Origin of the sequence: Methanohalobium sp., assembly GCF_018609725.1 — an archaeon.
Classification (GTDB): Archaea; Halobacteriota; Methanosarcinia; order Methanosarcinales; family Methanosarcinaceae; genus Methanohalobium.
In genome coordinates, this window is sequence record NZ_JAHENT010000094.1 from 1 (window position 1) to 24901 (window position 24901).

At 38.0% G+C, this 24901-nt stretch carries 22 protein-coding genes and 1 pseudogene; 11 read left to right on the plus strand and 12 right to left on the minus strand.

What is annotated here, in order from left to right; all coding sequences use genetic code 11:
* Window positions 1-202: 202 nt before the first annotated feature.
* Window positions 203-1543, plus strand: a complete 1341-nt coding sequence (locus tag QZ276_RS06230) for a transposase (RefSeq protein WP_292486298.1) — start codon at window positions 203-205, stop codon at window positions 1541-1543.
* A gap of 197 nt (window positions 1544-1740) precedes the next feature.
* Window positions 1741-2025, plus strand: a complete 285-nt coding sequence (locus QZ276_RS06235) for a hypothetical protein (RefSeq protein WP_292486300.1) — start codon at window positions 1741-1743, stop codon at window positions 2023-2025.
* A gap of 104 nt (window positions 2026-2129) precedes the next feature.
* Here QZ276_RS06235 and QZ276_RS06240 read toward each other — a convergent pair whose 3' ends face one another.
* From QZ276_RS06240 to QZ276_RS06250, 3 genes are all read right to left on the minus strand, one after another.
* Window positions 2130-3284, minus strand: a complete 1155-nt coding sequence (locus tag QZ276_RS06240) for a PQQ-dependent sugar dehydrogenase (protein ID WP_292486301.1) — start codon at window positions 3282-3284, stop codon at window positions 2130-2132.
* Window positions 3285-3343: 59 nt separating this feature from the next.
* Entirely contained in the window at window positions 3344-5083 is a 1740-nt protein-coding gene (locus QZ276_RS06245; protein WP_292486303.1) for a chloride channel protein, read from the minus strand.
* Between the two features lie 65 nt (window positions 5084-5148).
* A complete protein-coding gene (locus QZ276_RS06250; RefSeq protein WP_292486305.1) occupies window positions 5149-5709 on the minus strand; it encodes a flavodoxin family protein in 561 nt (186 codons plus the stop codon).
* Window positions 5710-5826: 117 nt separating this feature from the next.
* Between QZ276_RS06250 and acs the strand changes: the two genes are divergently transcribed.
* From acs to QZ276_RS06270, 4 genes are all read left to right on the plus strand, one after another.
* Window positions 5827-7920 carry an acetate--CoA ligase alpha subunit gene (gene acs, locus QZ276_RS06255; protein WP_292484168.1) on the plus strand — a complete coding sequence of 698 codons (2094 nt, stop codon included), beginning with the start codon at window positions 5827-5829 and terminating at the stop codon, window positions 7918-7920.
* A 47-nt stretch (window positions 7921-7967) separates the two neighbouring features.
* Window positions 7968-9035 (plus strand): phosphotransacetylase family protein, encoded by a 1068-nt coding sequence (locus tag QZ276_RS06260; RefSeq protein WP_292484166.1) that lies wholly within the window; start codon window positions 7968-7970, stop codon window positions 9033-9035.
* A gap of 100 nt (window positions 9036-9135) precedes the next feature.
* On the plus strand, window positions 9136-10347 hold the full coding sequence (gene pgk, locus QZ276_RS06265) for a phosphoglycerate kinase (protein WP_292486307.1): 1212 nt from the start codon (window positions 9136-9138) through the stop codon (window positions 10345-10347).
* A gap of 21 nt (window positions 10348-10368) precedes the next feature.
* The gene (locus QZ276_RS06270; RefSeq protein WP_292486309.1) at window positions 10369-10977 is read left to right on the plus strand and encodes a TIGR00296 family protein; all 609 of its coding nucleotides are present in this window, start codon (window positions 10369-10371) and stop codon (window positions 10975-10977) included.
* A 27-nt stretch (window positions 10978-11004) separates the two neighbouring features.
* On the opposite strand, the gene QZ276_RS06275 is transcribed toward QZ276_RS06270, so the two are convergent.
* Together QZ276_RS06275 and QZ276_RS06280 are read right to left on the minus strand one after the other, a co-directional pair.
* Complete coding sequence (locus tag QZ276_RS06275) at window positions 11005-12054, minus strand: hypothetical protein (protein WP_292486311.1); 1050 nt, start codon at window positions 12052-12054, stop codon at window positions 11005-11007.
* A gap of 101 nt (window positions 12055-12155) precedes the next feature.
* Window positions 12156-12962: a DMT family transporter gene (locus QZ276_RS06280; RefSeq protein ID WP_292486313.1), complete on the minus strand. Its 807-nt coding sequence runs from the start codon at window positions 12960-12962 to the stop codon at window positions 12156-12158.
* A gap of 424 nt (window positions 12963-13386) precedes the next feature.
* Between QZ276_RS06280 and QZ276_RS06285 the strand changes: the two genes are divergently transcribed.
* A complete protein-coding gene (locus QZ276_RS06285) occupies window positions 13387-13509 on the plus strand; it encodes a hypothetical protein (RefSeq protein ID WP_013195310.1) in 123 nt (40 codons plus the stop codon).
* A 20-nt stretch (window positions 13510-13529) separates the two neighbouring features.
* Here QZ276_RS06285 and cobT read toward each other — a convergent pair whose 3' ends face one another.
* From cobT to QZ276_RS06310, 5 genes are all read right to left on the minus strand, one after another.
* Entirely contained in the window at window positions 13530-14603 is a 1074-nt protein-coding gene (gene cobT / locus QZ276_RS06290) for a nicotinate mononucleotide-dependent phosphoribosyltransferase CobT (protein ID WP_292486315.1), read from the minus strand.
* A 34-nt stretch (window positions 14604-14637) separates the two neighbouring features.
* Window positions 14638-16077: a proline--tRNA ligase gene (proS, locus tag QZ276_RS06295; RefSeq protein WP_292486318.1), complete on the minus strand. Its 1440-nt coding sequence runs from the start codon at window positions 16075-16077 to the stop codon at window positions 14638-14640.
* Between the two features lie 96 nt (window positions 16078-16173).
* Window positions 16174-16797 (minus strand): ZPR1 zinc finger domain-containing protein, encoded by a 624-nt coding sequence (locus QZ276_RS06300; RefSeq protein ID WP_292486320.1) that lies wholly within the window; start codon window positions 16795-16797, stop codon window positions 16174-16176.
* Window positions 16794-17174: a cell division protein SepF gene (gene sepF / locus QZ276_RS06305; protein ID WP_292486322.1), complete on the minus strand. Its 381-nt coding sequence runs from the start codon at window positions 17172-17174 to the stop codon at window positions 16794-16796. The genes QZ276_RS06300 and sepF overlap by 4 nt, the downstream gene beginning before the upstream one ends.
* A 102-nt stretch (window positions 17175-17276) precedes the next feature.
* A complete protein-coding gene (locus tag QZ276_RS06310) occupies window positions 17277-17759 on the minus strand; it encodes an RNA-binding protein (protein WP_292486325.1) in 483 nt (160 codons plus the stop codon).
* 216 nt (window positions 17760-17975) lie between these two features.
* Between QZ276_RS06310 and ileS the strand changes: the two genes are divergently transcribed.
* From ileS to QZ276_RS06330, 4 genes are read left to right on the plus strand one after another with little or no spacing between them, the layout of a single operon-like run.
* On the plus strand, window positions 17976-21173 hold the full coding sequence (ileS, locus tag QZ276_RS06315; protein WP_292486327.1) for an isoleucine--tRNA ligase: 3198 nt from the start codon (window positions 17976-17978) through the stop codon (window positions 21171-21173).
* Between the two features lies 1 nt (window position 21174).
* Window positions 21175-21810 carry a 6-hydroxymethylpterin diphosphokinase MptE-like protein gene (locus QZ276_RS06320; RefSeq protein WP_292486329.1) on the plus strand — a complete coding sequence of 212 codons (636 nt, stop codon included), beginning with the start codon at window positions 21175-21177 and terminating at the stop codon, window positions 21808-21810.
* Window positions 21811-21853: 43 nt separating this feature from the next.
* Window positions 21854-22984 carry a DUF373 family protein gene (locus QZ276_RS06325; RefSeq protein ID WP_292486331.1) on the plus strand — a complete coding sequence of 377 codons (1131 nt, stop codon included), beginning with the start codon at window positions 21854-21856 and terminating at the stop codon, window positions 22982-22984.
* Window positions 22935-23750, plus strand: a complete 816-nt coding sequence (locus QZ276_RS06330) for an MTAP family purine nucleoside phosphorylase (protein ID WP_292486333.1) — start codon at window positions 22935-22937, stop codon at window positions 23748-23750. The genes QZ276_RS06325 and QZ276_RS06330 overlap by 50 nt, the downstream gene beginning before the upstream one ends.
* Here QZ276_RS06330 and QZ276_RS06335 read toward each other — a convergent pair whose 3' ends face one another.
* Entirely contained in the window at window positions 23751-24503 is a 753-nt protein-coding gene (locus tag QZ276_RS06335) for an RAD55 family ATPase (protein WP_292486335.1), read from the minus strand. It lies immediately after the preceding gene.
* Window positions 24504-24743: 240 nt separating this feature from the next.
* Window positions 24744-24901 (minus strand): annotated as a pseudogene (locus QZ276_RS06340) (RNA-guided endonuclease TnpB family protein); the annotation flags it as partial.

A 24901-nucleotide genomic window follows, 5' to 3' on the forward strand; every position in this document is an offset into this window, starting at 1 on the left:
AGGGGTAGAGAAAGCCCATGAGTTCACTCATGCTCTTAAAATCCATGATTTAAAGAAATCTTTAAACTCCGTTTAAAGAGGGATGAATCGTACCCCGCTGATTTCTGATTAACTATAGACTATATGGTATAATCGCTAGCATCAGGTCAAATTTATATAGTTTCAAAACGTATAATCAGTATCTAGTGAAAGGGTGGAGTCGATGGTTCGCAAAGAAGGTCAGAACTACAGGAATCTAAGATTCAAGATACATCCTACTCCTGAACAGGAGGAAAAACTGGATGAAACTTTAGAGTACTGCAGGTCAATCTGGAACCATCTTCTGTCACTCCAAGTCGATTTATACGAAAGATCCGGTCTATCTGTAAAAAGATCAGATCTGGAAAAATACCTGAAGAATCTGGATTATCCTATACATTCATCAGTAAGACTGGATATATTCCAGAGATTATGTTTTGCTTATGACAAGTTTTTTGATGATTTGAAAAAAGGGAGACTGAAAAACACCAAACCTAAAAAAGGGATGTTGGTCAAGAAGAGAGATGTTCCTTGTGGAAACAATTCTTCAGGACTCATCAAATACGATGGAATTCTCCCTAAAGGTCATCCCAAATTCAAGAACAAAGAAGATTTCAGTAGTTTCAGATATAAACAGCATGGGAACGGGTGGAAACTTGAAGAAGATAAGTTATATTTATCCAAAATAACCGGTAAATCAAATCCCATCAAGATTGATGTCGATATACTACCAGATGGCGAACTGGAGACCTGCACTCTGAAAAAGGAAGGTAAACAATGGTTTGCATATCTGACCGTAGAATTGTCAGAAAACCCAACTCCTGAAACACCTGAAAACGCTGTAGGTATTGATCTGGGACTGAAATCTTTCATAACTACATCAGATGATGATTTTGTCAACCCACCAAGATTTCTCAGGAAAGCTGAGAAAAGACTTGCTAAAGAACAGCGAAAATTATCGAGAATGAAATTCAGATCAAACAATTATAATAAGCAGAAACAGAAAGTGAACAGAATTCACAGGAAAGTTGTTGCTGCTAGAAACCATTTCTCGCATTGTCTGAGCAAATTATTGGTAGAGAGATACGACCTGATTGTATTTGAGGATTTAAAAATAAAAAACCTTGTAAAGAATAATAGATTAGCCAAATCCATATCGGATGTTGGCTGGAACAAACTGGTCCAGTATGTAACATACAAAGCTGCTAAAAGAAGTAAAATAGTGGACAAGGTCAATCCTAATTATACCTCTCAGGTCTGTTCTCATTGTAGAAGAAAGAAGAAAGAAAAACTGAAATTGGATGAGAGAACGTTTCACTGCAATAATTGTGGGTTAGAAATCGATAGAGATTTCAACGCCTCAATCAACATCCTGACAAAATCATCGTATTATAACCCAACAATGCATACCGTGGGGCTCGCGGGAATCAACGGCTGTGGAGATGGTACCTCTACGACTGGTTTCGACATCAGTTCGCAAGTACCGTCCATGAATCAGCAACTGCTCAACCTCGTCAAAGGTTGAGGCTCTCATGGTTCAATAGAACCTCACGAGTTTACTCGTGAGAGAGCAGTCAGAAATATCTGAAACTCATACAGAGGTTCGATGGATATACTTATCAATTAGACAAACTTAATTTAAATACAGATATAAAAACCGATGGTCGCAATTCCTCACACTGCTGAAGCAGTGAGCTTCCTTGCGACGTTTCTCGTGATAAAATGAATCTATACAAAATAAATATGGAATACAAAAGCGATGTAAATAAAGAAGAAATACTTGGTCTGGTAAAACAATACGGCGGATTTAATATAGAATTGGATAGCAAAGAATCGCCCTTAGAACCGGATATACTAAAATTTGAAACAAACGAATACGATGCTATTAAAGACATTGAAACAAAATTGAGTCAACTGTATGAGAACAATACAATATTTTATTACAAAATGAATGTAGCAGAGTACCAGAAAACAAATGATTTTTCATTCATGAAAGGTTATGATTAATCTCCTTTCTTTTATTTATACAATACTTAAAATAAAATCGTTGAACACTGCCTTAATGGGGATTGCACATCGACTTTAAATAAAAAAATACAAATTAAAAAGTGTTAGTTTTTATCTGTTGATGTGGACAAATTTTTGGGATATATCCGGATAATCTGGTCATCATTTTCTGTAGGTACTCCCCGACCATCACGGTTGCTGGTGAATATGTAGAGGAAATCATCAGGACCAACAACTACACCTCTTAACCTTCCAAACTTCCTCTTAAGATGACGTTTCAGGTCTATACTTTTATTATCTCCTATTTCTGCTTCATATAAACTTTGACTCCGCAACCCTGCAAAATAAACAGAACCATTCAAATAGGCAGCACCTGACGGAGCCCATGTTTGACTACCACTATGGATTACGGGATTTTCAAGTCCGTTGGAAGTATCATCACCCTGGATTACAGGCCATCCGTAATTGTTGCCTGGTTTTATAAGATTCAGTTCGTCGGTTGCAGATGAACCATGTTCTGTAGACCATAATCTATCCTGATTGTCCCATGCAAGACCCTGAGGGTTCCTGTGACCAAGCGAATAAACAGGAGAATCAGGGAAAGGATTACTTTCGGGAATTGAACCATCATCTTCCAGTCGAAGTATTTTTCCTGCCAGTGAATTTTTATTCTGGGCAAATTCACTATTTGCCGAGTCGCCGGTGGTGATGTAAAGATACCCATCAGGACCAAATTTTATTCTGCCACCGTTATGTATAAAACTTCCAGGAATATCATCTATAATAGTCGTTTTGTTTACAAGGTTATGATTGTTCTTTTCTAACCGTACAACCTTATTTGCGGTGTTTTCGCCATCCTCATAGGTATAGTAGACATAAACCCATTGGTTGTCGCTGAAATCTGGGTGAAGAGTAATCCCTAGTAAACCGCCTTCTCCACTATGAGCAACTTCGTCAATGGTTAGGAGTGGTTTTTGTAACCGACCCTGTTCAACATCAATCATTTGTATTCTACCGGGTCTTTCTGTAAATATAATACTGCCATCGGGCAAAAAATCAATCGACCATGGTATAACAAGGTTGTTAGCCATAGTGGTTGCAAATGTTTCTGAACCACTGTCATTTCCAACTTCTGATAGATTATATGATGTCAAATTATCTTGTCTTTCAGCGATAAAATTGTTCCACAAAAAACCTGCAAAAATTCCTACAATCAGGATTATAGCAATTAGTAAAACGAATTTTTTCTTAGATACCATCTCAGTCACTCCCCCATAAATCCAAAAGTGGAGTAATGTTATATATTAAATTACTGAGATTATCCTTCTTCACTTTCCTGTTTCCTTGTAATGATTTTCTTGTTGTAACTATTGATTATGTCACTTCGGGTGATTAATCCTAACAGTTCGGTTTCGTCATCTCTTGACACAACAGGAAGTCTTCCTATGTCAAGTTTAGCAAGTCGGTTAAGAACAGTGTCCAGTGTTTCATCGGGGTAGGCTACGGCTACATTTTTGTACATTATTTCCGAAATTCTCTGGTTAACTTCTCCATACTTGACTTTTTCACGTAAGTCCTGCAGGGTAACAATACCACGTAGTTTACGATTCAGATCGAGTACAGGAAATCCTCCATGTTTGCTTGATTGCATCATATGTATCAATGTACCAACAGTGTTATTTTCCAGTACAGATTGTACATCTTTGATCATTGCATCTTCAACAAGCATGGACTTCATAACATCAACCTGTTGGCCTCCCCATATTTTCAGTCCACGACGTCTCAGTCCTTCAGTATATAATGATTCAAGGCGGAGCGCATTTGGTATCGCATTACTGATAACACATGCAAACATAAGAGGAAGGATTAGCTGGTAATCTCTTGTCAGTTCAAAAAGGATAAGCATTCCAGTAAGTGGAGCATGCAGTGTACCTGCAAATACAGAACCCATACCAACCATTGCGTATGCTCCTGCCTCTGCAGTCATACCCGGAAACATACCATTGACGATGTTTCCATATACACCACCAAGCATAGCGCCAACAAATAATGCAGGAACAATCGACCCTCCAGAACCGCCTGATCCAAGGGTGAGAGAAAACGCAAAAATTTTCAGAACCAGCAATATCAACATGAGCTGCATCGTGAATTCATTTGCCAGAACATCCATTATTACATTGTATCCTACACCAAAAATCTGGGGATAGAAAAGTCCTATCAGACCAACGCCAAGACCTCCAATTGCAGGTTTGGATATAGGATGGAAGGGTAGTTTATGAAACCCGTCATAGAACAGATACATTGATCTGATAAGAATTATGGATACAACACCTGCAAGCACTCCCAGTATCAGATATAAAAACAGTTCACTTACTGGACTTACCAGTTTAAAATATGAAACCTCTATTGGCATAACTCCAAATATCATATTGGAAACAAGGTTAGAAAAAACTGCAGCGACAACAATTGGAATGAAAGTGTTAGATTTTAATTCACCAAATATAACTTCTACAACAAATACAACACCTGCAAGAGGTGCGTTGAAAGCAGCTGCGATTCCTCCAGAGGCACCGCATCCTACAAGTATCTTGGAATGTTCGCGGTTTGTTTTCAGCATATGTGCAACATATGACCCTATACCTGAACCAGCCAGTACACCTGGTGATTCTTTACCAACCGAACCACCAGAGCTTATAGATATAAGGGATGATAAAACTTCCAGAAAAGCATGTTTATGCCGTATTTTTCCATCATGTAGGGCGCTTGATTCTATTATCTCTTCGACATCACTACGTCTTGAATTTACAAACATGTAGCTGATAAGTCCTACCAGTAAACCACCAGTTGCAGGAACCAGAATTACAAAATATGAGGGGTACTGGGAAACTGTCCCAAAGAAAAAATTAGTAAAGTCTTTTATCAGGTGTTCGTAGATAACGATGGCTAAACCAGTAAGAATACCTACTACCGTTGCAAGGGTATTTGTAAATACTGATTCGTTCTGGAACCACTGATAAATATAACCTTTCGTTTTTTGGATAAGAGAGCTATCCTGCAAATGGGGTCATCTCTTGATAGCTATTAGCACTAATACCTGAGAAACTTGTTTGGTTCTAATAATTCTCATTTCATCAGGTTAAGGATGTCACATATTTTTTCAATTGTTTTGTTTGCGGTTTTTGTACCTTCTTCATCAGAATCAATGGGTTTTTTCAGGGTTCCGCCGAAATGATTGTTGTCTCCTGCTACAATCATACCGTGTATGTGCATCCAGTCATGAATAATTTGCAATGTTTTTTCCTGTCCACCGTTTCTTGATCCACCGATTGCCAGTGCTCCACCGGGTTTGTTCTCTAATTGGAAACCCTGTCTTCTGAGTAAAACACTTCTGTCAAAGAGTGCTTTGATTTGTGCGGTTGCAGATCCAAAATATACTGGAGAAGACACTATAAATCCATCAGCATCTTTTAATTGCTGATATACCTGATCCATATCATCATCTATTGGGCATGGTTCACCGTTTTTACAAACTCCACATGCTTTGCAGGGTTTTATATTTAAAGAAGATATAAAAATATGATCGGTTTCAAAACCTCTGTTTTTTGCAGTTTCCAGACACAGATTAATTAATTTTTCGTTGTTTCCGTTTTCATTAGGACTTCCTGAAATACCTAATATTTTCATGGGACATTCACCGTATTAACATTTATCTTTAATTATTATCTCAATTAACTAATGTTCTTCTCCCTTAAACTTATCTATAATCAAATATTAGATATTAGTAGGTGGTTAAGTAAAAATATGCTGGAAAAGATGTTTAATGCGGATTCAGTAGCCGTTATAGGGGCATCACGTACAGAAGGAAAAGTAGGGAATTCGGTGCTTAAAAACCTTGTTAATGATTTTGATGGCGATATTGTACCTATAAACCCAAATTCTGAAGAGATAATGGGTTTGAAATGTTATCCTGATATTTTGGATGTTCCTGATAACATCGACTTGGCTGTTATTGTGATACCTGCCCGGTTTGTACCAGAAACCATTGATAAATGTGGGCGTGCAGGAGTAAAAAGTGTTATAGTTATATCTGCAGGTTTCAAGGAAGCAGGTATAGAAGGAGCAAAACTGGAAAGAGAATCTGTAGAAACCGCTCGGAAATATGGTATACGGATGCTTGGTCCAAACTGTCTTGGTTTGATAGATACTACATCCAACCTTAATGCATCATTTGCCTCTTTCATGGCACATAAAGGAAACATTGGATTAATGTCCCAATCAGGAGCGATATGTACATCAACCCTTGACTGGGCTGATAAAAACAGAGTGGGCTTTTCCAAGTTTATAAGTCTCGGGAATAAGGCAGATCTTTCAGAAAATGATTTTCTTCAGGAATTATGCAATGATGACTCCACAGCAGTAATAGCAGCTTATCTTGAAGGTGTGAAAAACGGTCATGAGTTTATAGACATAGCACGCAGAGTTACCGGTGTTAAACCTGTGGTAATGGTCAAATCCGGTAGGACATCTGCAGGTTCAAGAGCTGTTTCGTCTCATACGGGTACTCTTGCAGGTTCTGATGAAGCCTATAATGCTGCATTCCGACAGAGTGGGATAATACGTGCTGATTCGCTTCAGGAAATGCTGGATTATATTCGTGCATTCTCGTCCCAGCCTGTACCGAAAGGTAGAAACATGGCAATTCTGACAAATGCAGGTGGTTTTGGGATATTGACAGCGGATGCATGTTACAATGAAGGACTTTCTCTGGCATCATTTGATGAATCTACTATACGAACTCTCCGAGAAAATCTACCTCCAAATTCCAACCTTTATAATCCTGTGGATTTACTTGGTGACGCTGGGTCTGACCTTTACGCATTTGCAATTGATGTATTGCTGGAGGATCCTCATGTTGATGGAATAATAATTCTGACTTCACCACAGGCTATGACTGAAGTTGATAAAGTAGCTGAAATAGTTGCGGACAAGGTCAAAACATCCATAAAACCGATTCTTTGTAGTTTTGTTGGAGGTACACAGGTTTCAGAAGGTGAAAAAATATTAAACGACTACAGTATTCCAAATTATCCGTTCCCTGAAAGAGCAGTTGCCAGTATGAGGGCTTTGAGTACCTATAATAATATCAGGAAACAGAGCTATACCAAACCACCAGAAATCACTGCTGATAAAAAGACAGTCAAATCTGTCATTGATGAAGCATCACAGTCCAAGAGGCTATCACTTGGTCTGGAATCACTGGATATATTGAGAGCCTATGATATACCAACAGTAAAAACAAAAATAGTGAAGAATCTAAAAGAAGCCATCAAAGCCTGCAAACAGATAGGTTATCCAGTGGTAATGAAAATTGTATCTCCTGACATCTCTCATAAGACCGATGTAGGTGGGGTAAGGTTAAACCTTAAAAATGCGGATGATGTAGAACGAGCCTACCATACTATGATGGCAGATGTCTATCGGTATATGCCTGATGCCGATATAACCGGTGTACAGGTACAGGAAATGGTGTCAGGTGGAAAAGAAGTGATCATTGGAATGAATCAGGATGTTCAGTTTGGACCTCTTCTTATGTTTGGAATGGGGGGGATTTATGTAGAACTGTTAAAGGATGTATCGTTTAATGTAGCACCCATAAACAGAGATGAAGCAAAACATATGATATCTTCCATAAAAACGTATCCTATTCTTGCAGGAATAAGGGGTGAAAAGCCCTATGATATTAATTCGGTAGCCGACACACTCATTAAAATTTCACAGCTTGTAAATGATTTTCCGCAGATACTTGAACTGGATATAAATCCGTTGATAGTTTTACCTGATAATCAGGGTTGTGTTGCTATGGACCTCAGGTTAACATTAAGAGAAGAAGAATAAATTTAATCATATTGTTCAATGTAACAGAAATTAATGGGAGGCAGATATTGGTATCTATATTAATCAGTTCATCCGAAGAATATTCGGGGAAAAGCGGACTATGTAATGGTCTTGGAAGAATTTTGAAGGACAGAGGTTATTCTATAGGTTATATGAAACCAATAGGAAATCTGTTAATTGATAAAGACGGATTCTTGACTGATGAGGATGCAGAAGAAAGCCGTACATTACTCGGTCTTGATGATTCTCTAAGTGATATTACCCCCATACTTCAAACGGAGAATTTAATCCATGATGCTCTCATGGGAGTTGAAAAGCGTTTTGATAAAACATTAACCGATGCATATTCGAATATATCCAGAAATAGAGACATCGTCTTTATAGAAGGCAGTGGCGGTATCGGCAGCGGAGCGATGTATAATCTTTCAGATCCGGAAATCGCCTCGATACTCGGTTCTAAAATACTGCTTGTTACCAGATACGATTCGATTTATGCAATCGACAGAATACTATGTGATTTAAAACTGGTACCTGATTCTGACATGGTTGCTGGTGTTATATTGAATGAAGTACCAGAAAGCAATCTTGAAAAAGTCTCAGAACTTGTAATTCCATACCTTGAGAGAAAAGGAATTAAAGTGTTTGGTGTGATACCACAGGATATAACCCTTCGATCGGTTCCGATATCTGATATTGTTGATGATTTGAATGCAGAAGTGCTTACAGGCGCAGACAACCTAAACACACTGGTTGAACGTTATCTGGTCGGAGCAATGGAGGTCAATTCAGCCATAAAATACTTCAGAAGAGTTCCAAACTGTGCGGTGATTACAGGCGGGGACAGGTCAGACATACAGCTTGCAGCAATTGAAGCAAAAGCAAAGTGCTTGGTTCTTACAGGAAATCTACGTCCCAGTGAAGCGGTACTTGGTAGTGCTGAAGAGGCAAACATTCCTGTAATCCTTGTCCGCGGTGATACCATGAGTACAATCAAACGCATGGAAAGTTTAATAGGTCGTGCGCGGATAAAACAGGAACTTAAAATTGAAAAGATGATGGAATTAATTAATAATAATGTAGACGTTGATAATTTCATCAAATCCATCGGTTTGTAATCAAAAAAGGTACAGATAAATATAACAGTAGTGTTTACCAAATCCGCAACAAATAATAGGGAAAAATTTGGTACAAATTTAAACCCAGGCGAGGGATATATTGGCAGATAGGGATTTTCTCACAATCGATGATTTTGATACAGAAGATAAAACTGTTCTTGTAAGAGTAGATCTGAACTCCCCCATGGATCCTGAAGGAAATATACTTGATGATATGAGGATAAGGAGTCATGTAGCAACGATAAAAGAACTGAAAAACGCTAAAGTTGTTTTGCTTGCACATCAGAGCAGAGCGGGTAAAAATGATTTCACTACAATGAGTCCGCATGCTTCAAAAATGTCCAAATACCTCGGTCAGGAGATAAAATATATAGACGATATTTTCGGTACACATGCAAGACAGAAAATATCATCTATGGAAAAAGGTGATGTAGCACTTCTTGAAAATGTAAGGTTCTATTCTGAGGAAAGTCTTGAACGTCCGGTATCCGAGCATGAAAAGACTCATCTTGTGAGAAAACTGGCACCCCTTTTTGATATATACCTAAATGATGCATTTTCTGTATCTCACAGGTCACATCTGTCTATCATGGGATTTACCAATGTACTCCCAAGTGGAGCAGGAAGAATCATGGAAAAAGAGGTAACGTCTCTTGATCTGGGTAAAAGTGGAGGTGGAAGACCATCTATTTTTGTACTTGGAGGAGCAAAAGTAGATGATTCCATGAAAGTAATAGAGCATGTGCTGTCAAATAATGATGTTGACAGAGTTCTTGTCACAGGTTTGGTGGGCAATGTCATGCTTGCAGCATCAGGTGTTGATATAGGCGAAGAAAATATGAAATTTATTGAAAAACAGGGCTATACCGATCAAATTGACAGAGCAAAAACACTGCTTGATAAATTCAACGACAAAATAGGAATACCTCAAGACCTTGCATTAAATGATAATGGAAAACGTATAGAAGTGGGTGTAAATGAGCTTGCAACAATGAACCATCCTGTAAATGATATTGGCCTTGAGACAATTGTATCCTATTCTAAAGAAATAGAAAATTCAAAAACAGTAGTACTCAATGGTCCGGCGGGAGTTTCTGAAAACGAAGAGTTTGCACTTGGTACACGTGAAATTATAAAAGCAGCTGCAAAAGCAAGTTATTCTATTGTTGGAGGTGGTCATATATCTGCAGAAGTCCTTAATATGGGCGTTGAAGATAGCTTTTATCATTTAAGTACAGCAGGTGGTGCATGTATTGATTATCTTGCAGGTGAAAAACTGCCAGGTGTAGAAATATTAAAAGAAGTCAAATAACTAATATAAAAGGGGTTTGTAATGCTAACAAAAGAAGATGGAAAATCAGCAGTAACTCTGGCACGGAGTGCGATTGAAACATATCTTGAAACAGGAGAGATAATCGACTCATCAGAGTTTAATTTATCATCAATCTTTAAAGAGAAAAGGGGAGTATTTGTAACTCTTAAAAAGGATGGAGATTTGCGTGGATGTATCGGTCATCCATATCCGGATTCACAGCTTGATAGTGCTATTATTGATTCATCTATATCTGCAGCAACACATGACCCGAGATTTCCTTCGGTAGAATCACCTGAAATGAATGCAATTACACTGGAGGTTACGATTCTTTCACAACCAGAACTTGTTGACGTTTCACCAGAAGAACTTTCTGAATATGTGGAAGTGGGAAAACACGGATTGATTGCGAAGAAAGGATATTCACAGGGTCTTTTATTGCCACAGGTGGCAACAGAACAGGGATTTGACTCATCAGAATTTCTGTCGCATACATGCCTGAAAGCAGGACTTTCTCCTGATGAGTGGAAAAAAGGCGCACAAATCTATTGTTTTGAAGGACAGATTTTTACAGAAAATACTCCTGGTGGAGATGTTTCTGAAGAAGATTTTGAAAGAGCGTGTCGTTGATTAAGAATAAAAAAAGAAGGTAGTATTTTATTCTTCACCTTCTCCGATTTCTTCTATTTCCTGCAGTATGTCATCTGCATTTTTGTTTCTGCCCATTTCTTCTCCTTCTTGGGTTCTTGCCGCTATCAGACAACCTCTTGATACAGAATACAATGGGTCGGTTGCAATGTTTATGTTTGATATGTCAATTTGCAGGTTTGCTTCTTTCAGTTTTTTCTCAAACATTTTGCTAAATCCGGGTGGGTTTGAACTGCCACCAGCAACAGCAACAGGGAATTTGACGTTTGGAGGTGTAATTTCTGCAAGTTTCTTGTTAAGGTTCTGGATGACATAGGTCATAAGAGCATCGTAGTAGATAGTAAGAGCACCTTCGGGTCCACCTATTTCAACTTCAGAACCAAGCCTGAATCCTTTTTCTTTTGTAACACATGCATGGTCTTTTGGTAAACCAGTGGCGTTTGAAACCTGTTCATCTATCCAGTCTCCACCTCTCCCGATGCTGAATGAAAGTACAGGTGTAGCCATATACGCAAGTGTTACGTTTGTAAGACCTGCCCCTATACTGATACCAAGTCCTGTAAAGTTTGAATCTGCAAGTTCAGAATAAACAACAGCCAGACCTTCGTCTATGACTTTTGTATCATAGGACATTTTCTTGGTAAGAGCCTCTGTCATTTTTTTGTGATACAGAGTGTTCATATCAAGGTCTATAGGGTCTGCAGGAGATGAAATGCACAGTGCTTCATTCTGGTATCCCGGATCACCCAGTACTCTGTCAACGATTAATTTTATCATTGGTATAGCGTCTTTTTCTTTAGGGCTTATTATACCAAATCTCATGGGTCGTCTGGTTTCCTTACCAAAAATTGTAGCAAAGTTGAAAGCATCCTCTCCAAGGACGGATATTTTATCATCCTTTTCAATATAAAGCACCTTTGCACTATCAAGCATCATATTTGTAAGGTCGCTGGAATCCAGTTCCAGAAAAGCGTTCCTCTCCTGGGTAAAGACTACATCTTCTCCCTCGTTCTCTGCACATATTATATTCATTGTTCCAATATCAAGACCTTTAGCCATCTATACCACCTTCTAATCAGAACTATTAATTTATATTAAACTGTTTTTTATAAATCTATTTTGATAAATTATCCATCTTTAGTTTTTACAAACCAATTAATTTAGAAATATTTGTCAAATCGGTCTTTTATTTTTTCAATAACCCCTTTTTCAGCAGTTTGATTTTCCATAGCTTCTCTCAACTGTGATGATATTTTATCAACTTCTGATGAACCGGATTTAACTTTATTTCCTGATGTGGTTCTTTTTAATTTATCCGCTTCATTCATATCATCTTTAACTCTTGTGGTTTTTCCACGGGATTCATTGAATGCTTTTCCGAGTCTGACGTTACCAAAATTTTGGTCTTTAAATTTCAATTCGCTGGATGACTGTTGTATACTGCTTTGTACTGCTTCTTCTATATCCCTCTGGATACTTTCATCATTATGTACTGTATAATTCTCCTGCGAACTTCTTGTAGCGGTTTCTGATTTGCTGGATATTATCCAGAGAACCACGTTAGCAAATCCGTTGCCCAGCAATGCCAGAATACCTACAATATACATGGCAAGAACATAACTTACAGTCGGATAATACCAACCCTGTGGATAAATAGATGAGAAAATAGCAAGAGCCAACAGAGCCAGAATTGTACCTGCGGCTGTTATATAGTATCCGTATTTGGTCTGTTTCATCATCAGATTAGTACCGGTTAAAACCAGAGATGCTCCACCACCCATAAAAATTACAGAAAGGATGATTTTGCCGGGTTCTGAACCGTAATGAATCTGAGACATTATTATAAATGCAACACCTACTATCAAGAGTACAATACCTGCTGCAAAGATTACTGATCCAGCATAATATAGAGATGTCCCTCTGCGAAGTATTCCCAGCGAATCTTCATCGATATTGTATTTATCCATTAATCAAACACTTATATCTCTCTTTTATATATGATTTGTCCTTATTTCCTAAAAATTTATTTTTATGTAGTTGATATTTTAGTAATTAGTGAAAAAAACTGCTTAGGTATAATATAGTAGTTAATTTGTTTACAAATTTGACATCCCGCTTTTTTGATGCGATAAAAACCTATTTATAAAATAAAATGTTTTTATCTTAATGGGGAAATTAGGTAACATTAAACTGTTAGCCTTTTTTATTAAGCTCTTATCAGAGGGGGAGTTTGCAGATATGCAAATATTAGACAAATGTCCAAGATGTAAATCTAAATCTTTATATGAAAGTGAAAACTTCCAATACTGTAGTATATGTAGATACTGGACTAAAAAAGGTACAGCCAGAATAGATTCAATAATGGTTTTCGCATAATGGGGGAATGTGAATATGCAGAAAGAACAGTGTATATGTGACAGTTGTAATACACAGCTCAGGAAACAGGTACTGGGTATGAATATCTTGTATTTCTGCAGAAACTGCGGACGCATGACTTCTGCGGAATATGTTTGATATTCATCAGTTTTATTTTTTTAAACCTGTTCCTGTGTTTTTTTACTGGCAAAAATCTCAAGCATAAGTTCAACTTCTTTTCTTACATCATCCACCGGTACGCCCATCAACCGGGCAAGGTAAATGGCTCCACCTGCACCGACACCTTCTTTAACATCACCGGCTTCATATCTACAAAGACCGGGATGTGACGAATTCCCGTATCCAGGGTCTACAAAATCCATTGGAACGCCAAGCATTTCAGTAGTTAATTTTTCAAAATTTGCAGTTTTATCATTAACAACGTATTGTGTGGTTACTATAGTAATGTTATCTGTATTATATCCCAGATGTTTTATTACTGAAAATATTGCAGCCATCTGAGTACCGCCTGCAAGTACAACTCTTGATGTATTATTAGATTCTTTAAATCCTGTAACAACACCTGCAACAGTAGGCATCATAGGGTCTCCGAGAGTTTTTATAGCATGTATTGGATTGTCTCTGAGACTTCCAAACGTTACTCCAGATGCATCCATTCCTTCTTTAACAACCTCTGTTTTCAGTTCAACAGGATTTAATGATGAACTGCTACTAACATTACCATCGTATCCAAGAGCGTTTAAGACAGCCATGGCAGTTGTTGTACCGCCAGCTATACTCTCACCTATCATTAGAAAATCGGTTTTTGTCTGTATTTTTTTACCAATTTTGTACGCTCTTTCAAAAATATCCTGTGCATCAGACACTGCAACAGGTTCTCTTATATCTTCTCCGGAGGAGGTTTTCATATCAACAAAAGGTACCTCGGGTGTAAAATTCAATCCAGAGTTTATAAACATGTGCGGTATATCAGCAAGTTTTAGGGCTGCACGTGTGGTAAGGGATGGAGTGGGTGTATCATAAGGGGGAGTCATTGGTAATATAGGAGCGGTTATTATATCACCTTTTTCAACAATCTCGGCATCACCCACAGGTGTATAATCTGTCAATTCGGCAGTTTTCCCAGCACCTGATATCTTTTCTATGTGTGATGTTTTTGTATTTGAAAGTACACAGAGAAACAACGGATTATTTGGTTTCCTAATGTTTATTGATGAATCAGACGGTTCCATATAAATCTCCATCCCATAATTTTGGTTAATTAATTTAATATGTTCTTGAAACGTATACTTTAGTGTTTGCTTCACCACCACAGATAGGACACATGGAATCGCTGTTATTTTCCTGATTTACAGGTATCCCAAGTATACCGGCACCGATATTATCTTCCAATTCATCGTTGCATTCTTCCTGACCACACCATGGAATCTTTAGTATGCCTTTAACAATTTTGTTTTCGATTTCATCAAGAGAGTTACATTCAATGATATTGTTTTCAAGTTCAGCTTTTGCTTTTTCATACAGATTGGATTTTATTGATTCAAACTTACTTGCAACAGTATCATTGATATCATCCATTGCTATCTGCTCTTTATCTCCTGTATCCCGCCGTACCATCATTACAGATTCATTTTTCAGGTCTTTTGGACCTATTTCAATTCTTAGTGGGACGCCTTTCATTTCCCATCTGTAATATTTGGCACCTGGTCTACGATCACTAGTATCAATTTTGGTTTTTAATCCTGCTGATTCCAGAGATTCTTTTACATTTTTACAGGCATCAAGAATGCTTTCTTTATCCTTATTCTTGAATATAACCGGTATGATAATAACCTGTACGGGTGCGATTTCCGGTGGGAGGGTGAGTCCTTTATCGTCACCGTGTACCGATATCATTGCTGCAATACAGCGTTCTGATATACCATAACAGGATTGGTATGCATATACCTGTTCACCATTAGGGTCTTCGTATTCTATGTCAAAGGTTTTTGCAAAATTGTTACCCAGATGATGGGCAGTACCAACCTGCAGTGTTCTTCCATCGGGCATTAGAGCATCAACTGCAATGGTGTAGTCAGCACCTGGGAATTTATCCCATTCAGGACGTTTTGATGTAAGTACTGGCAAACAGAGGCGTTTGTAGAATTCATGGTATCTATTTATAGCCTCATCCACCTGTGCTGCAGCATCCTCCCATGTTTCATGTACAGTGTGAGCTTCTTTAAAGGAGGTTATTTCACGCAGGCGGATAAGAGGTCTTGTATGTTTGGTTTCATACCTGAAGGTATTTACAATCTGGTAATATTTGATTGGCAGGTCTGCATGTGAACGAACCCAAAGTTTGTAGATGGGATATATCGCAGTTTCACTGGTAGGACGCAGAGCAAGATTAACTTCCAGTGGTGATGTACCACCATGTGTGACCCAGTATACTTCTTCCTCAAAACCTTTTATATGCTTTGTTTCCTTCATAAATTCGTTTTCAGGAATCAAGAGTGGGAAGAGGGTTTCTTCATGGTCTCTATCCAGCAGTTCTCTGATTATAGAATAAGCTTTTTTTCTAATGGAAAAACCGAAAGGGTTCCATACATACAAGCCTTTAACAGGATAACGAACATCCATTATTTCGGCTTTAACAAGGATGTCATTGTACCATTCACTAAAATTTTCTTTTGCAGGAAGTGCCAACTCATTTTCTTCTTCCATGCTGTCACCAAAGTTTGTTTTATTGAAACTTAGATAGGATATCACTTCAAATATATCTATCTATTTGTTATCTGTGTTACAGAACCGGGAAATAATTTAACATTCCTCATCATTGATTTTTATATCTGATGAATTAACATCATAAATTATCATACCGGTTTTCAGGTTTTCTACTTCTTCATCACTAAGTTTTCTTGATTTTGCTCTGTCTGATATTATTGCACTGTTGCCCAATGGATCATCGATTTCAATCGTTAGTTTTCGGTGACCTTCGATTGTATCATCAAGGGAGTTTTCAATTTCCAGGCATTGGTTGTATTTTTCTTCCTCTTCTTTTGACCATTTGGCTGCGGTCTGTACAACGCTTTTAACCCTGTTTAATAATCCTTCAATATTTGTAACATATGATTCAGAAGTAGGTCCCGGTTCTACAGCTATGCCAAATTCAGGAACCCTGATAGTACCAGATGTTGAACGTACTATTCTTGCATACAGGTCATTGTTATTTTCAATTGTTATTTCATAATGAACAGGGTCTTTTTGGGTGGTAATCATTGTGTCTGCAAATTTAAATCCACAGCTGCATCTGGCAGTTATATAAAGAATCTCATCGAAATAAGGTATATGGTCGGTCTGCCAGTGCATCTTCAGTTCATCATGGCATAGCGGACAGCTTGATTCAGTATTAAAACCGTCTTCTGAATGGTTTTCTTGGTTCAATATTTTCCACCAATTATTTTGTCTCTATCGATTTTGACACCTGCGGGTGTAACAAGAACTTGGTCTTCTTTGAGTCCTGCAATGTCACCCTGTACATCGGTAACAACTTCTTTCAGGTCTTTAAGTGCTCTGTCAAGAAGAAGTTTATCGGCTTTGATATTGGATATATCCAGCATCAATATATTTCCGTCATAGATTTCTTTTTTTAACTGACTGAGTTCATCCAGATTGGTAAGTTCTCCCACTCTGATGTAGGTCTCTGCAGGTTCATCATCTATAACTTCTTCATACTTACTCAGATCAAGGTCTGTAAATTCGTCTTCACTTGTTGCCTGACTTGTACTGCTTCCAAACAGTTTATCCATAAACTTCGCCATAGTCACACCTTTTTAAGTTCTGTTATTATTATATTAATAACTCCAGTTTAATTTAATTTTTTATTGAATATTTTTAGAAACTCCGGTATTTTGAACCACCCATTAAATAGAGAGGTTCCACAATTCATCGCCTACATAGTGTACCGATTGAACCGCCTTACCTGATTTACCTGTCATCTCTTCACCATCCATCATAGCTCTACCTACAGCAAGTGGTTTACCATGATTTTCTTCTTTGATTATGACAAGGTCTCCTTTCTTTATGTTGGGATCTGACTTGACAATACCGGGAGACATAATATCTGCCCCATTTGAAACGAATTTGACAGCACCAGAATCCACATATACATTGTTACTGTTTAGATTGATTTCCAGAGCACCTCGAACGGTAGGGAAAATCTCGTCACCTATAAAAAACAACAGTGGATTATTATCAACCATTATTATTGAATATTTGTCGGTTTTTACACACTCAAATTTGCTGTCAGAAAGTTTTTTTATCTCATCTCCGAAGGTGGATACAAGTTCGTTTAATAGTTTATTTTTCGTACTTTTTCTGAGTTGGACTCTGGATTTGATTTTCAATAAACCACCTTAAAGACATTTTATGTTACAATAGCCTAAAATAACTATATACTTTTTAAATATTGCGCGCAACCTATAATCTAATAACAATTAATATGCTAATACTTTTATTTACTTTTAACTTGTACACAAACCAATAAACAAAGCCAAAGCATTTAAATTAATTATTGTTATAGGATATGGCAAATCAATTTTTATTCATGGAGAATATTAAAAATGTTACAGGAGATTACCAGTCAGTATAACGCAAATAAGATAGAGAAAAATATTCACAGGTTCTGGGAAGAGAACAATGCGTACAAACGAGTAAGGGAATCAAGGGAAGGCGCCAGTAAATTCTTCTTTGTAGATGGTCCGCCCTATACAACCGGTCATATTCATCTTGGTACTGCATGGAACAAAGTTATAAAGGACTCAATTCTGCGCTACTTCTCCATGAATAACTATGACATCCATGAACGTGCAGGTTGGGATATGCACGGCTTACCCATTGAAGTGAAAGTAGAGGGTATTCTTGGTTTCCAATCTAAAAAGGACATTGAAACCTATGGAGTGGGAAACTTTATAAATAAATGTAAAAATTTTGCGATAGAACAAAAAGATAACATGACCGAACAGTTCAAGTCACTCGGTGTATGGCTTGACTGGGAAAACCCTTACATGACATTACGTGATGAATATATCGAAGCCGCGTGGTGGACTCTTAAACAGGCGTACGACAAAGACCTGCTTGAAGAGGGTCAGCGTGTTGTAAACTGGTGTCCGCGATGTGAAACAGCTATTGCGGATTCAGAAGTAGATTATTTTGAAATTACCGATCCTTCAATTTACATAAAATTCCGATTAAAGGAAGAAGAAAATACATATGTTGTAATCTGGACGACTACACCATGGACAATCCCCTCAAATATGGCAGTAGCTGTTCATCCTTCTTTTGAGTATTCAAAGGTTAAAGCAACAAATCCTGAAGGTAACGACGAGGTTTTGATTCTGGCATCCGATTTGGTGGAGGACGTTTTGAAACAAGGTCGTTATACTGATTATGAAGTCCTTGAGAAAATGAGCGGTAAAGACCTTGAGGGTCTAAGTTATCATCATCCGCTTGCAGATGCAGTTTCAAAACAGGCAGAATTTGAACATAATATCTATACAGCAGATTATGTTACAGCTGAAAAAACCGGATGTGTCCATATAGCACCAGGACACGGTATGGAAGATTTTGAAGTGGGTGTTGAAAATGGAATTCCGGTATTCTGTCCTGTAGGTGCAGATGGTAAATATCTGGATGAAGCGGGTAAATATTCTGGTGAACACATCAGGGATGCCAACCAGACCATAATAAATGACCTTAAACATCGGGGAGTTTTGCTTGCTGAAGAATCGATAAATCATCGATATGGTCATTGCTGGAGATGTAAAACTCCCAATATCTATCTTGCAACTGTACAATGGTTCCTGAAAATATCAGATATTAAACAAAACATGCTTTCAGAAATTCAGAAAGTGGACTGGTATCCTGAATGGGCGGGGACGTCCCGTTTCAAAGACTGGGTAGAAGGAGCAAGGGACTGGTGCATATCCCGTCAGAGGTATTGGGGAATTCCTATACCAGTGTGGAAATGTAGCAGTTGCGGGTCGATAGATGTTGTTGGTACAAAGCAGGAGCTTATAAAAAAATCAAATGCAGGTAAACATATTGAACTCCATCGACCATATGTTGATGATTTAACTATAGAATGTGATTGTGGAGGCTCCATGTCTCGGGTAGAGGATGTATTTGATGTATGGTTTGATTCTGCGGTGGCTTCATGGGCAACACTGGGCTATCCGCAGTCAGAAGAAGATTTCCATAGATGGTGGCCTGCCGATTTCATCACAGAGGGACACGACCAGACTCGGGGCTGGTTCTATTCCCAGCTTGGAGCAAGTATGGTGGCGTTTGAACAGTCGCCTTATGAAAGCGTCATGATGCATGGATTTACTCTTGATAAATACGGTAAAAAGATGTCCAAGAGCCAGGGTAATGTTGTTGACCCTCTTGAGGTAGTAGATAAATACGGAGCAGATACTCTCCGTGCTTATGTTCTTTCCACAAGTGCACCATGGGATGATTTGAAATTCAACTGGGAAGGAGTAAATCAGGTGTACAGCAACCTGAATATTTTATGGAATGTCTATAGATTCCCTATTCCCTACATGGTTCTTGATAATTTTGACCCTAAACAAGTATCGATGGATTTAATATCAAAACACCTGAGAAAAGAGGATAAATGGATCCTTTCACGGATGCAGTCTGTCATAAAAGATGTGGATGATGCAATGAGTGATTATCAGTTGCATAAAGCCATCAGAGCCATTAATGAATTTGTTCTGGAAGACCTTTCAAGATGGTACATCCAGCTAATACGTCCAAGAACATGGGTTGAATCCGAAGACCCTGACAAACTTGTAGCGTATAGAGTATTGTACGATGTATTTGTGACACTTTCAAAATTAATTGCACCGTTTACACCTCACATGGCAGAAGAAATGTACCAGAACCTGGTGAGAAATGTTGACCAGTATGCCCCAATTACGGTGCACATGAATGACTGGCCTTTACCAGAGGAAGAAAAAGTGGATAAAGAGCTCGAGTCACATATGCAGATAGCAAGGTCTATAGTTGAATCATCAGCCAACGCACGTCAGAAGGTAAAACGTAAACTCAGGTGGCCGGTCTCGCGTATTGTGGTTGCACCCGATGATAAAGAAGCATCAAATGCTGTAGATAATCTGCGTTCAGTATTGATGGACCAGACCAATGCAAAGGATATTGAATTACTCGACCCGGATGAAGAGTGGAGTGAACTTGGTCTTGAGGCTATACCAGACCCGAGTGCAATAGGTCCTGTATTTAAAAAGAACGCCGGTGATGTAATAAACGCTATAAAATCATCTAATCCTTCTGAATTAAAAGAATCCATTGACAGTTATGGAGAATCTAGTGTATCACTTTCTGATTCATCGGCTGCGACTGTAACGTCTGATATGGTAAACTTCCAGAGGACTCTCCCTGATACAGTTGCAAGCGCTGAATTTGAAGGGGGCATTGTTTATGTGGACGCCACACTCACCAGTGATATTGAATCGGAAGGATTTGCAAGAGAGGTCATACGCAGAGTTCAGGATATGAGAAAAGAACTCGACCTTTCAGTGGAAGAAAATGTTAAAAGCTTGATAAAAATTGATGATGAAAGAGTGGCAGAACTTGTCAAAAACATGGAAACCTACATTTCAAAAGAAGTCCGAGCAGATACACTTGTTATTGGTACGAATATAAGCACAGATGGGGATTATGTGAAAGATTGGAATGTGGAAGGGATACCCATGGAAATTGCAATTTCCCCGCTTGAATCCAGTTCAGGGAATGTATGATATGGATTTTGATACATGGGATACAATCTATCAGAAAATCCTTAGTGATTTTGGGTTTAGTAGAAAAGAGGATGAGAGGTCAGCATTCATACTTTCCGACCTCTTATCCAGTTTATCTTATACCAGTGACCTTTCAATTTTGAGAAAAACCATCAATAAGAAAAATGTCTTGGTTTGTGGTAATGCGCCTTCGCTTGTCGATGATTTAAAAATTTTCGACTTACAAGATTATGTTATAATTGCTGCAGATGGTGCTGTTGAAACGTTAATGAATGCAGGAAATGTTCCGGATATCATTGTCACAGACCTTGATGGGAATGTAGAAAAGGAAATTGATGCAAATTATAAAGGTTCATTGATGGTTGTTCATGCACATGGAGACAACATTGATAAACTTAGAAAATACGTGCCTCATTTTAAAAATGTAATAGGAACTACCCAATCACATCCCTTATACAATGTATACAATTTCGGGGGATTTACGGATGGGGATAGATGTGTTTATCTTGCCAGACGGTTCAGTGCATCAAAGATAGAACTTGCAGGTTTTGATTTTACTGATAAAAATGTATCCGATTTTAAGAGAAAGAAACTTAAATGGGCAGAATGGTTAATTAACCAGGTAACATTATTATAAGAACTTATTTATACATTCGTTATAAACAATATGTAGAGGTTGTATGCAAACTTTAGTAATATGCATCGATAGAGATAATGACCTTGGTGAAAAAGCTCATATCAATACACCTGTAATCGGCAGAAAGAATAACATTGATGCTGCTGTAAAGCTTGCAACAGCCGACCCTGAGGATTCGGATACAAATACAATATTTGGCGGCATACAGGTACTGGATGACCTTTTAAATCGTGGGATTGATGCAGAAATTGTACTTCTTGCTGGTGACAGAAATGTAAATGTTGTAGCAGACCAGCATATCTCCAGACAGCTTGATGAAATATTAAAAACCTATAATGCAAACAATGCAATTTTTATTTCAGACGGTGCAGAAGACGAAACTCTGATGCCCATAGTGCAGTCCAGAATCAAGATAGATTCTGTAAAACGTGTTACTGTAATGCAAAGTGCAAACCTTGAGAGTACCTATTATCTTTTAAAACATGCTTTCAATGACCCCAAAATCTCACAGACCTTTTTTGTTCCGCTGGGGTTGGCAGCTCTTATCTATGCAATATTCCTGCTTATGAATTATCCGGAAGGGGCAGTTATAGGTATTCTGGCGGCGGTTGGTCTCTATATGCTTTATAGAGGTTTCAATCTGGACGACCAGTTCGCTGTGTTTTTAAATAATGTAAAAAACGCCTTTCATGGAGGAAGGTTAACCTTTGTAACTTATCTAACAGCATTTTTGATAGCAGTTATTGCTACCATTCAGGGAACATTGGAAATCTGGACATATTATACACAGGGTGGAATTTGGTATTATGGAATACTTACACTTGCAACAGTTTTTATAAACGAGAGTGTATGGTGGTATACAGCAGCATTTCTGGCGGGATATTCCGGAAAATTGGTTGACCTTAAAGCAAGTGGTAAATCAATCTATCCCTATATGTCTACATTATTTTTCGCGGTGTCCATGGGGTTATTGTTCTGGGGTGCCAGTACGTATCTGCTTTCAATCAACGCATTGTTGAGTTCCCCTGAAATACCAGATTTCGGTCTTCAGTATTTTGTGTATTCCATTATTGGTGCCTTTATAATCGCTTTATTGGGGATGAAAATATCCATTGACAACAGACATGAAAGATATAATGAGCAGTTATCAAATACAGGAACAAAATACACATAATGAAAAAATCGATGTTGTTATCATCGGTGGACTGGCTTTTTCCAGTTTAAAAAGTTTCCAGTTAAATCCTGTAAATACATCATTTGGTAAAGTCGATGTTTATATCGGTAAAATTTCCGACCAAAACATCGCTGTAATTCCTCGACATTCAGGGGAACAATACCATGTACCTCCTCATAGAATTAATTACCGTGCCAACATTCAGGCTGTATATGAACTCAAGGCAGAACGTATAATATCAGTAAATTCAGTGGGGAGTATGAAAAACCACACACTTGGAAGTTTTATATTGTTTGATGATTTTCTGGATTTTACCAAACACCGGATTTCTACCTTTTTTGACAACAAAACAATGCATGTTGATATGTCCCAGCCATACTGTCCGCAAATTAAAAAACATCTTTCCGAATCACTTGTATGCAGAGGTCTCAACTATTTTGAAGGGGTATATGCCTGTACCGAGGGTCCCCGTTTTGAAACAAAAGCTGAGATTAATATGTTGAGCCATTTTGCAGATTTTGTGGGTATGACAGGGGTGCCTGAAGTAATACTGGCAAAAGAACTTGATATCTGCTATGCATCAATAGGTCTAGTTACAAATTATGCATGTGGATTGAGTTCTGAAAGACTTACTGTCGATGAAGTAATGGATGTTGTGAATGATTCCCGTAACCTGCTATATGATGTAATATCTGATACAATATCCCGGTTGCCAGAAAATAGGGATTGTTCATGTATGTGTGCAACCTATAATGCTCGTATATAATCAGGCAATATCCTTGGATGTGTCTATTTGTATTCCGCCTTCTGCAATGTTGAATTTTATGATTTCGGTTTTTGGTGTCATACCCCGAATTTTTGGAACTGAGAGTTTGTTATTGACTTTATCTACACTGTGTTCCAGGTGGACGTCAAAAATAACATCCGATGCATTAAAAATATCGTTTTCAATATCTTCTGAATGGCTGCCTTTTAAACCATAAAGATATGTAAGGCTCTGGATTTCTTTTGTTGATTCATATAACAGATGTAAAATTCTTTTCAAAAGGCTGATATTGACATTTAGGTTCATGAAGAATGTAAAATTATCGATTATTATATTAACATCATCGTTTTTTGCATCATTTATTATATTTTTGAGATTATATTCGGTGAACTCTATTATTTTTGTATCTGCGTATTGATTTCCAATATTGTCACTTATTTCACCACTGGATGTGAGGTAGTATTCACTATAGATATCGATAAAATTAACATTTGATGCATCAAAACCCTGATTAATTATATCCTGATGCACGTACAGAGGTTTACGGTTTGTGGTAAAATAATATGTTTTACGTGCGAGGGTAAATTGGTACAAAAATACTTCAGACATTGATTTGGGGTCTGCAGAAATATATGTCAGCGACCCTGCAGGCAGTCCACCACCAAGAATTCTGTCAAGGGCGAAAATCCCAGTCTGTTTTATACTGGGTACTGAATGTACCTGTTGTTCTTCTAATGGTGGATTTTGTTCCATGTTTTCAAGTTCAACGATTATTCATCCCTCATTAATACATAATAAATTTTTATTATTATATTTTTTTGGTATAGTTGAGGTTTTTACGAGAAATGGGGCGCAGGGGTAGAGAAAGCCCATGAGTTCACTCATGCTCTTAAAATCCATGATTTAAAGAGGGATGAATCGTGCCCCGCTGATGTCTGATCAACTATAGGTGAACTACCGCTGAGCTAAAGACTCAGTGACTTCGGAAGAAGTCTACCTTGAAAGTCTTATTCTTCCAGGGGAGTTCACATCCCCACTATCGGTTATCCCTGAAAGGGAATCACCGATTACCTTTCTCAGAATATTCAATGCTCCATTGATATCGGCATTGATCAGTCTACCTGTAGATGACTGGAAGATACCCCGTTTCG

What these genes read in the sequence shown, in the direction of transcription:
- QZ276_RS06230 (WP_292486298.1), top strand. Translation starts at nt 203, where the DNA reads ATGGTTCGCAAAGAAGGTCAGAACTACAGGAATCTAAGATTCAAGATA.
- QZ276_RS06235 (WP_292486300.1), top strand. Translation starts at nt 1,741, where the DNA reads ATGAATCTATACAAAATAAATATGGAATACAAAAGCGATGTAAATAAA.
- QZ276_RS06240 (WP_292486301.1), bottom strand. Translation starts at nt 3,284, where the DNA reads ATGGTATCTAAGAAAAAATTCGTTTTACTAATTGCTATAATCCTGATT.
- QZ276_RS06250 (WP_292486305.1), bottom strand. Translation starts at nt 5,709, where the DNA reads ATGAAAATATTAGGTATTTCAGGAAGTCCTAATGAAAACGGAAACAAC.
- acs (WP_292484168.1), top strand. Translation starts at nt 5,827, where the DNA reads ATGCTGGAAAAGATGTTTAATGCGGATTCAGTAGCCGTTATAGGGGCA.
- QZ276_RS06270 (WP_292486309.1), top strand. Translation starts at nt 10,369, where the DNA reads ATGCTAACAAAAGAAGATGGAAAATCAGCAGTAACTCTGGCACGGAGT.
- QZ276_RS06275 (WP_292486311.1), bottom strand. Translation starts at nt 12,054, where the DNA reads ATGGCTAAAGGTCTTGATATTGGAACAATGAATATAATATGTGCAGAG.
- QZ276_RS06280 (WP_292486313.1), bottom strand. Translation starts at nt 12,962, where the DNA reads ATGGATAAATACAATATCGATGAAGATTCGCTGGGAATACTTCGCAGA.
- QZ276_RS06285 (WP_013195310.1), top strand. Translation starts at nt 13,387, where the DNA reads ATGCAGAAAGAACAGTGTATATGTGACAGTTGTAATACACAGCTCAGG.
- cobT (WP_292486315.1), bottom strand. Translation starts at nt 14,603, where the DNA reads ATGGAACCGTCTGATTCATCAATAAACATTAGGAAACCAAATAATCCG.
- proS (WP_292486318.1), bottom strand. Translation starts at nt 16,077, where the DNA reads ATGGAAGAAGAAAATGAGTTGGCACTTCCTGCAAAAGAAAATTTTAGT.
- sepF (WP_292486322.1), bottom strand. Translation starts at nt 17,174, where the DNA reads ATGGCGAAGTTTATGGATAAACTGTTTGGAAGCAGTACAAGTCAGGCA.
- ileS (WP_292486327.1), top strand. Translation starts at nt 17,976, where the DNA reads ATGTTACAGGAGATTACCAGTCAGTATAACGCAAATAAGATAGAGAAA.
- QZ276_RS06320 (WP_292486329.1), top strand. Translation starts at nt 21,175, where the DNA reads ATGGATTTTGATACATGGGATACAATCTATCAGAAAATCCTTAGTGAT.
- QZ276_RS06325 (WP_292486331.1), top strand. Translation starts at nt 21,854, where the DNA reads ATGCAAACTTTAGTAATATGCATCGATAGAGATAATGACCTTGGTGAA.
- QZ276_RS06330 (WP_292486333.1), top strand. Translation starts at nt 22,935, where the DNA reads ATGAAAGATATAATGAGCAGTTATCAAATACAGGAACAAAATACACAT.
- QZ276_RS06335 (WP_292486335.1), bottom strand. Translation starts at nt 24,503, where the DNA reads ATGGAACAAAATCCACCATTAGAAGAACAACAGGTACATTCAGTACCC.